This is a genomic window from Butyrivibrio sp. AC2005, from assembly GCF_000424145.1.
Lineage (GTDB): Bacteria > Bacillota > Clostridia > Lachnospirales > Lachnospiraceae > Butyrivibrio.
The window spans coordinates 1-10,442 of sequence record NZ_AUJI01000072.1; the positions used below are offsets into that span (position 1 = coordinate 1).

The 10,442-nt window shown below is 40.7% G+C and carries 14 protein-coding genes; 13 read left to right on the plus strand and 1 reads right to left on the minus strand.

Annotation, left to right across the window (positions count from 1 at the left end):
- The 13 genes from G602_RS0116675 to G602_RS0116735 form a co-directional block, all read left to right on the plus strand.
- Positions 1 to 293, plus strand: a 293-nt coding sequence (locus tag G602_RS0116675) for a transposase (RefSeq protein WP_026659349.1), incomplete at its 5' end; no start/stop codon positions are given.
- A 167-nt stretch (positions 294 to 460) separates the two neighbouring features.
- The gene (locus G602_RS0116680) at positions 461 to 1,600 is read left to right on the plus strand and encodes an RNA-guided endonuclease TnpB family protein (RefSeq protein ID WP_026659984.1); all 1,140 of its coding nucleotides are present in this window, start codon (positions 461 to 463) and stop codon (positions 1,598 to 1,600) included.
- Between the two features lie 174 nt (positions 1,601 to 1,774).
- The gene (locus G602_RS0116685) at positions 1,775 to 3,034 is read left to right on the plus strand and encodes a hypothetical protein (protein WP_026659985.1); all 1,260 of its coding nucleotides are present in this window, start codon (positions 1,775 to 1,777) and stop codon (positions 3,032 to 3,034) included.
- A gap of 149 nt (positions 3,035 to 3,183) precedes the next feature.
- Entirely contained in the window at positions 3,184 to 3,489 is a 306-nt protein-coding gene (locus tag G602_RS29200) for an esterase/lipase family protein (protein WP_155829968.1), read from the plus strand.
- Entirely contained in the window at positions 3,444 to 3,995 is a 552-nt protein-coding gene (locus G602_RS27175) for a hypothetical protein (RefSeq protein WP_049945293.1), read from the plus strand. Before G602_RS29200 ends, G602_RS27175 begins: the two co-directional genes overlap by 46 nt.
- 132 nt (positions 3,996 to 4,127) lie before the next feature.
- Positions 4,128 to 4,352: a hypothetical protein gene (locus G602_RS0116695; RefSeq protein WP_242835648.1), complete on the plus strand. Its 225-nt coding sequence runs from the start codon at positions 4,128 to 4,130 to the stop codon at positions 4,350 to 4,352.
- 11 nt (positions 4,353 to 4,363) lie between these two features.
- Complete coding sequence (locus G602_RS30640; RefSeq protein WP_155829970.1) at positions 4,364 to 4,516, plus strand: hypothetical protein; 153 nt, start codon at positions 4,364 to 4,366, stop codon at positions 4,514 to 4,516.
- A 793-nt stretch (positions 4,517 to 5,309) separates the two neighbouring features.
- Positions 5,310 to 5,825 carry a hypothetical protein gene (locus G602_RS29205; RefSeq protein WP_049945294.1) on the plus strand — a complete coding sequence of 172 codons (516 nt, stop codon included), beginning with the start codon at positions 5,310 to 5,312 and terminating at the stop codon, positions 5,823 to 5,825.
- A gap of 68 nt (positions 5,826 to 5,893) precedes the next feature.
- Entirely contained in the window at positions 5,894 to 6,574 is a 681-nt protein-coding gene (locus tag G602_RS0116715) for an amino acid ABC transporter permease (RefSeq protein WP_026659989.1), read from the plus strand.
- Between the two features lie 97 nt (positions 6,575 to 6,671).
- Entirely contained in the window at positions 6,672 to 7,664 is a 993-nt protein-coding gene (locus G602_RS31805) for an ATP-binding cassette domain-containing protein (RefSeq protein WP_305803862.1), read from the plus strand.
- Between the two features lie 59 nt (positions 7,665 to 7,723).
- Positions 7,724 to 8,884, plus strand: a complete 1,161-nt coding sequence (locus G602_RS0116725; protein WP_026659991.1) for a transporter substrate-binding domain-containing protein — start codon at positions 7,724 to 7,726, stop codon at positions 8,882 to 8,884.
- Between the two features lie 43 nt (positions 8,885 to 8,927).
- The gene (locus G602_RS27185) at positions 8,928 to 9,515 is read left to right on the plus strand and encodes a hypothetical protein (RefSeq protein ID WP_044932557.1); all 588 of its coding nucleotides are present in this window, start codon (positions 8,928 to 8,930) and stop codon (positions 9,513 to 9,515) included.
- A gap of 14 nt (positions 9,516 to 9,529) precedes the next feature.
- A complete protein-coding gene (locus tag G602_RS0116735) occupies positions 9,530 to 10,147 on the plus strand; it encodes a substrate-binding periplasmic protein (protein WP_081676057.1) in 618 nt (205 codons plus the stop codon).
- Here the strand turns inward: G602_RS0116735 and G602_RS0116740 are convergent.
- Positions 10,144 to 10,442 (minus strand): transposase (locus G602_RS0116740; protein WP_026659993.1); only part of this gene is annotated, 299 nt, incomplete at its 5' end. The two genes, G602_RS0116735 and G602_RS0116740, sit on opposite strands and share 4 nt — an antisense overlap.

Sequence of the window (10,442 nt, forward strand, 5' to 3'; positions counted from 1 at the left end):
ATACGGATGAGGCAGAGGACGCCCTCAATCGTTGGCTCTGGTGGGCAAGTCACAGCAGGATTGGTGCTTTCAAGGAACTTTACCTCAAGATCAAACGTCACAGGGAGCACATACTGAATGCAATAAGGCTAGGCATGAGTAACGCTCGAATTGAAGCTACTAATAACAAAATCAAGCTGATTATCCGTAAGGCATATGGTTTTCGCAACATCCAAAACATGCTCGATATGGTCTACTTAGTATGCTCGGATTTGAGTATTCCACTTCCTAACAGAAAACCTCGAGGCGCATGATCAGCATAAATGCTGGGGATGATGGCATTTTTCACCCACCATTACCCCTGAAGAGCCGATTATTATGTCTTTAACTTGGTTTTCCATGTAAAAACTTCTTACAAATAATTGAATTTCACTAATAAATATTATATTATATATTTAGTGAAACAACAACGAGGTACACTATGGAACAGATGACAGTTACAGCTAAAATTCAGATATCTGTTAATGCAGACAGTAAGGTTTTTCTTGATGAAACCATGTCTGTTTATTCTGATGCCTGTAATTATGTATCTGACTATGTGTTCCGCACCCACGACCTAAAGCAGTTCTCACTTAACAAGGCTTTGTACTCTACACTCCGAGAAATGTTTGGACTCAAATCTCAGATGGCTCAGTCCGTATTTAAGGCTGTCATTGCAAGATATAAGACCATCCTCGAAAATCAGAAGGAGTGGATTCAGCCATCCTTCAAAAAACCACAGTATGACCTTGTTTGGAACAGAGATTATTCCCTTACACAAAACTGCTTTTCAGTAAATACGCTGAATGGTCGTGTCAAGTTACCTTATTTTGCCGAGGGCATGTCTAAATACTTTGACCATACAATCTATAAGTTTGGCACAGCCAAGCTCGTAAACAAGCATGGCAAGTATTTTTTGCATATTCCTGTCACTTATGATGTCGAAGAAAGTAATATATCCGATATCTGCAATGTTGTCGGCATTGACAGAGGCATTAACTTTGTTGTTGCTACTTATGACAGTAAGCACAAGTCTGGATTTGTAAGCGGTAAAGCCATCAAACAGAAACGTGCTCACTATTCTAAGCTTCGTAAAGAACTCCAAATGTGTCAGACACCATCTTCAAGACGTAGATTAAAAGCTATCGGTCAGCGAGAAAACCGTTGGATGCAGGATGTTAACCACCAGGTATCAAAGGCACTCGTTGAATCCAACCCGAAGCATACGCTCTTTGTTCTTGAAGATTTGTCAGGCGTTCGTAATGCTACAGAGTGTGTCAGAACCAAAGATCGCTACGTTTCCGTATCGTGGTCTTTCTATGACCTTGAACAGAAACTTATCTACAAAGCTAAACAGAATCAGTCTACTGTTATTAAGGTTGACCCTCGTTATACGAGTCAGTGCTGTCCTGTATGTGGACACATTGAAAAAGCCAATCGTGATAAGAAATTGCATCTGTTTACTTGTAAGAACTGTGGCTATAAATCAAACGATGACCGCATTGGAGCTATGAATCTGTACCGCATGGGAATCAACTATCTTGAAGATAGTCAAGTACCTGATACAGTTACGGCAGAGTAAATCTTTGTCGTAAGGGGCGGTGTCAACCGTCCCATGATGCGACCCCACGGAAGTTACACCGACAAAATGTAGGAGTTATTGCAACGAACTACAGGGGAGTCGCAAGCCACGTACCTTTAGGTGCGTGGTAGTTGACAGTAATAATAGTCAGTTTACAGCATGAGGAGACATGTGATGAAAAAGAGATTGGTAAGCCTAATAATTGCATCCTTTATGGCAGCACAGCTTGTTGCGTGCGGTTCAAATACCAAAGGAGAGGTAAGTACTAATGCTGGAAGCGACCTCTCCAAGACTGAATCTGCGCAAAAAGAGGAGGAGAGGAGCGAGAAAACTTCTGAAAGCAGTGAAGAATCAGCAACTAATGAAGAAAATACAGGCATGGCAAATCCCTGGAGAGACTGCACAGAGGATGAAGCAAAATCATCCTGTCCACGCCTGTTTAAAGCGCCCGAGGGCAGTAAGGTAACAGGCTGGAGCATGATGGGGGAAAAGAGCGATGATCCCGGAGCCCAGGGTCCGCTGATACAGCTGGATTTTAGTATGGATGATATGGATTTTACTGCAAGAGCCCAGTATGGAGCCGATGAATATGCAGATATTTCCGGCATGTACTATGAATGGACTACTACAGATGATGAAACCCTAGCTAACTGGGGTGAAGGGCATATGGAGGGCAAGGTCAGCCGCTATGTAGGAGATGACGGCATGGTCGACCTTTGTACCTGGTACGATATTGAAATTGGAATAGCGTATTCCCTGTCTGTCGAAGCTTCTGACCTTGACGGATTTGACATCCAGGCAGTTGCTGAGCAGATGTATAGCCAAGAGAACGAGCCCGGAGTAGATGGTGAATCTGATTCAGAGAACGGCGCAGAGGGTTCATATGCTCCTGCGGACTTTAACCCTGCAGATATATATGTGGCAACAGCTGAGAAGTCTTCCATAGATATTTCCGGATGTGATACATTCACACAGATTGTTGATAAGCTTGAAGATGGCATGGGCTATGCAAATGCCACCATCGGAGATTCCGATATACTTCTGGTATCAAGCGGAACATACGAATGGGAATCCGGAGTTTATGCAGCAATAGATTCTGAAATTTTCTACTATAAAGACGGAGTTCCTACATATCTCGCTACAGTTTCGTCGAGCGGCACAGCAGATCCACTGAAAATAAAGGATGGAAATCTTTATGTTGCCGGACACCATTTCATATTCAAATATCTGATAGATAGCGGTTGTCTTATCGAGACTGAGGAAGCATATGAAGAATATGATGATAATGGTAATGAAATATACTATTACAAGACCTGCAACAGCCAGTTCGAAGATTATGACGCACCGACTGCAAAAAGCCGCTACGAGGAGCTCTTTACAGAGCTTGAAGGTGCAGAGGTTATAAGTTTTAATACTGTAGGTGGAAACTCCTAAATAGACCCGGCGGCAGAAATGCCGCCGTTTTTTATTGTTTATTGTTCTTTTTTTGTAAAAAACTCTTTTCTATTTGCAATAAATGGGAATGGTCATGGGATGGAGATAGGTGTATTGTGGTAGAAACAAAAGCATTTGGGGGAATTATTATGGAGAAACAATTAAAATATCCTATTCTCATGGTTCACGGGATGGGATTTAGGGACCGTAAATATCTAAACTACTGGGGCAGAATACCAGCTGCCCTTGAATCAGCAGGCTGTCAGATATTCTATGGAAATCAGGACAGCAACGCTTCTATTGAGACAAATGCGCTGGTACTTCGTGACAAAATATTTGAAATTCTTGAAAAGACCGGGGCTGATAAAGTTAACGTCATAGCCCATTCTAAAGGAGGCCTTGATATCAGATGCGCAATAGCAAGTATGGACTGGGAGATAAGGTTGCATCAGTAACCACCATGAGTACTCCGCACAACGGATCCGTCACGGTTGATAAGCTTTTAAAGCTCCCGGATTTTCTTGTCCGTATAGCCGGAAAGTGCACGGATATTGTTTTCAGAGTTCTTGGTGACAAACAGCCTGATTCCTACAGCGTATTCAAATCGTTTACTACAGATGGGGCAGCAAAGTTTAATGCTGAGTATCCCGATGCTCCAGAAACCTATTACCAGAGCTACGCATTTGCCATGAAAAGTCCATTCAGTGATATTTTCCTATGGTTCCCAAGTCTGGTCGTATGGCTCGTTGAAGGAGTAAACGATGGACTCCTTACACCTGAGTCTGTGAAGTGGACTAACTTTAAGGGAATTGTCCGAAGTAATTCAAGGCGCGGAATTTCTCACTGCGACGAAGTAGACATGCGCCGTATAAGGCTTACAAGAAAGCAGGGTGAAGGCGTGTCTGATATAACGGAGTTTTACGTTGGTGTTGCTAATGATCTGATGCTGATGGGATATTAAAAACCATATTTCTCCCAGAAGGAAAAATATAAGATTACTTTTTGCTCTACATGATATGTAACAGATTCATCTTTTTGATTACAATATGACTATAGACATGAAACAGTTGTTGGTACATATAGAAGGATGGTGATGATAATGTTACTGACAATGCTTTTTATATTTTGTATGTTAGGTTTTGTAGGAAAGCTCATAGGATTTGCTTTTAAGTTCTCATGGAGTCTTATAAAGATAGCTTTCTACCTGATATTTATGCCGTTCATTCTTGTAGCAATGGCATTTGGAGGACTGCTTTACATAGCTTTTCCTCTGTTAATAGTAGCAATGATAATTGGTTTTGTAGTTAAGGAAGCTTAAGGAGGAAGAATATGATTAAAATCACACTTGAAGACATTGAAAAGGTAATGAATCAGGCAGGAGTCGACTATAAAGCTGCAAAAGAGGCGCTTTTAAAGGCAAGCGGCGATGCAGACCTAGATGGTGAAGAAAATTATGGGTTCTCTGAAGGAAGCGTTTACTAAAAGAAAAAAGTCGCGATAACTATATGCCTCGATAGTTATCGCGACCACTTTTTATCGTGAGATAATATGTATTGACCGATTTGATTAATGGAAAAATCAGAAATAAAAATCTAGACTCCATAACATGACAACGGTGTCAATATGTGTTGCAAACGCAGGTAAATATTAGCATTGTCTCATTTATGACGATACTGTCATAATTTAAAATATGACCCTCATGCAAAATCGAATCTTTGGATAAATTTTCTCTGTACAGGGCATAGCTAAGGAGCTGAAAAAAATGGATAAAAATGAAAAAGATCAGAACATAGCAGATGATTCTTACCTGGCAGCTCTATGGAACCAGCATGAGTTTTGCCCCGAATGCAGAAGTAGAAATGTCAAGATCATCGAAAAGGTAGTGAAGTCTCCATTTCACAGACGAATCATGGAACAATATAAATGCCTGAACTGTGGTTGTTCATGGTTATAGTTTGCATGTAACCATAAGCCTTGTATACTTTTATCTGATTTGTTGGATGTTAGATTAACATAAAAATGTTAAATAGAAATTTAAGAGAAAGCTCAAAATTATGGGCTTTCTTTTTTTGTGCTTTTTACAAAAATGTCTGTTTATCTTTAATTCTTAAAGTTACAAATTGTAAAAAGCCGAATCTTTTAAGCTATTTTTGTAAAAAGCCGAACCTTTAAAGATAAAATTGTAAAAAGCCGAGCCTCCTTAATGAAAATGAAGTAACCTGACGATAAACTTATCGATATAGCAATATTATTTTAACTATAGGGAGTTAATAGTATGTATCGTTATGAAAAACCTATTGAACGGCCACGTAGTTCTAAGTTTGGCAGTAATTACTGGATTTTTTACAGTCGCAAGGTCAGAAGAAGGGTAGCTGTATTCTCAAATCTTGAATATGAAAACATCCTCACCCTTGAAATGGATTCTGATGTTGAGTGGTATTGCGAGTATCCTCTTGAGACCACAGTGTTTGTAGGTGGCAAAGAAGAAAAGATCCTCTTTGATGTATGGGTTAAGAAAGTTGATGGCAATGAGTTATTCCAGGGAGTCTCATATAGGGATTCTTCAAATTCACACAAAAAGATTGCAATGCAGGCAAAATGGTGTATTCAAAATGGGCTTGAGTTTGAATTCAGAAATGAGAAGAACATCCATAAGGGGCCATATTTTATTAGAAACCTCAGTGTTCTTTCATCACGCGCAAGGCGATTCAGGACACCCGCTCCTAATGCTGATCAGATTATGCAAAGTATCTTATTAGAAAAACTTTATAAAAACATTATACATGTCTAATAATAGCCCGGTATGTCAGATAGTATACTTAAATAAGTAATTGCCTAATTTTTACAATAGGAGTAGTGATGACTCTTAGTGATAAATTATACAAAATTGTAATTGCCGGAGGCTCATGGAAGACCATACTGGGCGGCTTGCTGGTTACTGTGCAGATATCGTTTGCAGCACTGATTCTGGGAACTGTGCTGGGCGCCTTGGTATGTCTTCTTAGAACGCGCAAAAATCGGATAATCAAAGGGATTGCCACCGGATATATTGCAATTCTTAGAGGAACTCCTGTGCTTATGCTCCTGCTGCTGCTATATTACGGAGTATTTGCCAAAGCAGGTCTTACACCTCTCACAGTAGCCATCATTACCTTTGCGCTTAATGTGTTCGCGCATGTGGCAGAGCTTCTGCGTTCAGCGCTTCTGGCTTCAGATAAAGGGCAGGCGGAAGCAGCGAGAACACTGGGATTTTCAGCCTGGGATACCTTCCGACTTGTAACACTTCCCCAGATACTGCGTATAGCAAAGCCGGTCTATCAGTCTACGATAGTTAATCTCATTCAATGGACAAGTGTTGTCGGATACGTTACGATCACTGATCTCACAAGAGTAATCAATAATACTGCGGCCAGAACCATGCAGCCGCTTCTGACTATTTCAATCGGTATGCTGATCTACCTTGCTTTTTCTTACGTAGTGTTTGGGATTTTCGCACTCACGGATAAGATAAGTGAAAAGAAAAGGAGACCAGCCGTATGAGTCTTATAGAAGTTAAGGGATTAAAAAATCCTTTGGTCCCAATGAGGTATTAAAAGGAATAGATCTGACGGTTGAAAAAGGAGACAGAATCGCCATAATCGGAGGCTCCGGCTGCGGGAAAAGTGTACTCCTAAGGTCACTGACCTTACTTGAAAAACCTAGCGCCGGACAGATTTTCGTAGATGGCCGCGAGATCACTGGAAAAGGTGCAAACGTGGATGAGATTCGTCAGAGCATGGGAATGGTATTCCAGAAATTCCACCTTTTTTCAGAAATGGATGTGATGGATAACCTGTGTCTGGCTCCCGTGAAGCTAAAGGGCATGTCACGAAAAGATGCCGAGGAAAAGGCTATGGATCTGCTTTCAAAAGTTGGCTTGTCTTCAAGAGCCCACAGATGGCCCGAGGCACTCTCCGGCGGACAACAGCAGAGAATCGCAATCTGCAGATGTCTGATGATGGAACCCAAGGTACTGTTGTTTGATGAACCCACAAGTGCACTGGATCCGCCAATGGTAGGAGAGGTGCTGGCGGTGATACGAATGCTTGCGAAGCGTGACATGAGCATGCTGATCGTAACCCACGAAATGAACTTCGCCAGGGAAGTCGCGAACAGAGTGCTATTCCTTGCTGATGGAGGCATTTATGAGGAAGGGACACCTTCTGAAATATTTGATAATCCGAAGCGTGAAAAGACCATAGCATTCATTCAGAAGATCAAGTATTTCACCTACGAAATAAAGGAGCAGGACTTTGACCTTATGTCGCTTCAGGGTGGCATACAGGATTTCGGAGAAAAGTACGGCATAGATCATAAAAAAATATATAGCCTTCAGATATGCACAGAGGAACTTGTCTATGAAATGCTGCATGGCTGCTATGCCAAAGGCGATAAAGTCGAAGTAAACATAGACATATCATATTCAGAAGCAAAGAGCACGACTGAGCTTGCCATAACTTCCGGAGGAAAAGAATTCAATCCCTTCGAGCAGGATGATGACGGCCTGGGAGTTACGATACTAAAAAAGATGGCTAAAAGTATAAGCTGCAACTGGGAAGGTGATAAAAACCGTATCTGGATTGAGCTTTAAAAATGTAAATGTAACTATTGGTGAACTGTTAATAAGTGATTCATAGGAGGACAACTATAATGAAAAAACTTATTTCTATTACACTTGTACTTACGATGATTCTGACAATGTGCGCCTGTGGTGCCAAGAAGGACGAAGGCGGTAGCGGAACTGCAAATAGCGAAGCTGTAAGCAGTGAGACGGCAAGCAGTGAGACTTCAAGCAATGAAACTGCCAGTAGTGAAGCTGTGAGCGCTGAAGATGCAAGCAGTGAAGCATCTGCAGAAAACGCAGAATCCTCAAAGGTTGGTGTTCTGACCATGCTTAACATGACAGAAGAAGAAATGACTAAATTTAGAATGCTCGGAAAATATGTTAGTAGGATACTGCTCGATGAAGGCTATATTGAGTCAAATAGTAAGGCTTTAAGAGGCGAAAAAGAAGTTGTGTTCTATGATACCTTAGATTCAATGCTGATGGCATTAAATGCCGGAGATATTGATGAATTGATGATTTACAATAAGACTGGACAGTACCTTTGCGCTACTAATGATAATCTACAGCTTGCTTATTCAGTCAACCTAGATAAAGAACTCAATTCATTTGCCCATTTATTATTTAACGGACATATGCGCAATGACTTTGCCTTTCTTATGATGGAAGAAAATGAAGCGCTTAGAGATGAATTCAGTAATGCTATTAACGATATGAAAGGTGATGGCACCCTGGACAATCTTATAAGTGAGCAGATAGATGCACTTATTAATGGCGGCGATGTAAAGCCTGTAACTATGCCTACAATCGATGGTGCTGAGACTGTTAAAGTTGCCGTTACAGGAGCACTTCCTCCAATGGACTATGTGGCTGAAGATGGTTCTCCTGCAGGATTCAATACTGCAGTCCTTGCAGAGATCAGTCAGCGTATTGGTAAAAACATTGAACTTGTCGTAGTAGACAGTATCGGACGTGCTACAGCTCTTTCAAGCGGCACAGTAGATGCAGTTTTCTGGACCAGAACAAATCAAATGTCTTCAAAATATCAAGAGTTTTCAGATGAAGAACGCGCTTCAAGACTGGAAGAACTTGAAGCAAAAATGAGTGACGAGGAAGTAGAAGCTTTTAATAAGGTCAAAGAAGCACTTGATTTTGAAAATTATAATAAAGTAGATATGCCGGAAGGAACAATTTGTACCGTTCCGTACTACTCAGATATCATAGTTGCGGTTGCGAGAAAAGACTGAATTTTCTAACTGCTATTAGGTGATTCATAGGTGAACAACTATAATGAAAAAACTTATTTCTATTACGCTTGTACTTACGATGATTCTGACAATGTGCGCCTGTGGTGCCAAGAAGGACGAAGGCGGTAGCGGATCTGTAAATAGCGAAGCTGTAAGCAGTGAGACGGCAAGCAGTGAAGCTGTCAGTAGTGAAGCAAATGATGAAGCAGCAAGTAATGAGACTGTTAGTAACGAGGCAACTGATGAGGCTATAAGTAAAGATGAGGCTAATGCAGATTCAGAGCAAACGGAAGCTTCTTCTGAAGAAGGCAAAATCTACAAAGATGGCGTTCTGACCATGCTTAACATGACTGAAGACGAAATGGATAAATATAGGCAAACTTGGAAATATGTTGAGCATCAATTGGGAAGAGAAGGTTATACGAAAAGAAATGTTGAACCATTTACGGGAAAAAGAGAAATCATTTACTATGATACATTAGATTCCATGTTAATGGCATTAAATGCCGGAGATATTGATGAAATGATGATTTACAATAAGACCGGACAATATCTTTGCGCTACTAATGATAATCTACAACTTGCGTATACAATTGATCTTGAAAAGAGCGCAATACTTTTGCCAATTTAGTATTATCCGGACTTATGAGCAATGACTTTGCTTCTCTCATGATGGAAGGAAATGAAACACTTAGAGATGAATTCAGTAACGCTATCAATGATATGAAAGAAGATGGCACCTTGGACAAGCTTATAAGTGAACAGATAGATGCGCTTATAAACAGAAGTGAGGTAAAGCCCGTTACAATGCCTACAATTGATAGCGCAGATACCATTAAGGTTGCTGTTACAGGAGCACTTCCGCCTATGGATTATGTGGCAGCCGACGGAACCCCCGCAGGATTCAATACCGCAGTACTTGCAGAAATCAGTCAGCGCATCGGTAAAAATATAGAACTCGTTGTTGTTGATAGTATCGGACGTGCTACAGCCCTTTCAAGCGGAACTGTAGATGCTGTATTTTGGACAAGAACAAATGAAATGGCTTCCAAATCTAAAGAAGTATCGGATGACGAAAGATCATCAAAGATACCTGAAGTAGAATCCAAAATGAGTGATGAGGAAGTAGAAGCTTTTCATAATGTCAGAGAATTATTTAATTTTTCAGAGTATAGCACAGTAGATATGCCTGAAGGAACAATTTGTACCGTTCCATACTACTCGGATACAATTGTACTAGTAGTCCGTGCAAAAATTAACTAGACCGTTTTTGCTATATCCTCTGCTGCATCGATTTCATCCATTTTGTATTTCCAATGATGCACCACCGGAGATTGATTTATCTCCTCAAAGTATAGATAAATGCGATCAACAAGTTCTTGTTTAGTGCCTACCCTTATTCCACGTAGCATCTGGCGTGTCATTTTGCCAAAGAAACCTTCTATCATGTTAAGCCATGACCCATGCTTTGGAGTGAATACAAATAAAAATCTGCCTTGCATTGTTTCCAAGAAAGCTTTTGTTTTCCTTGAAGTATGCACACTGTGGTTATCAAGCA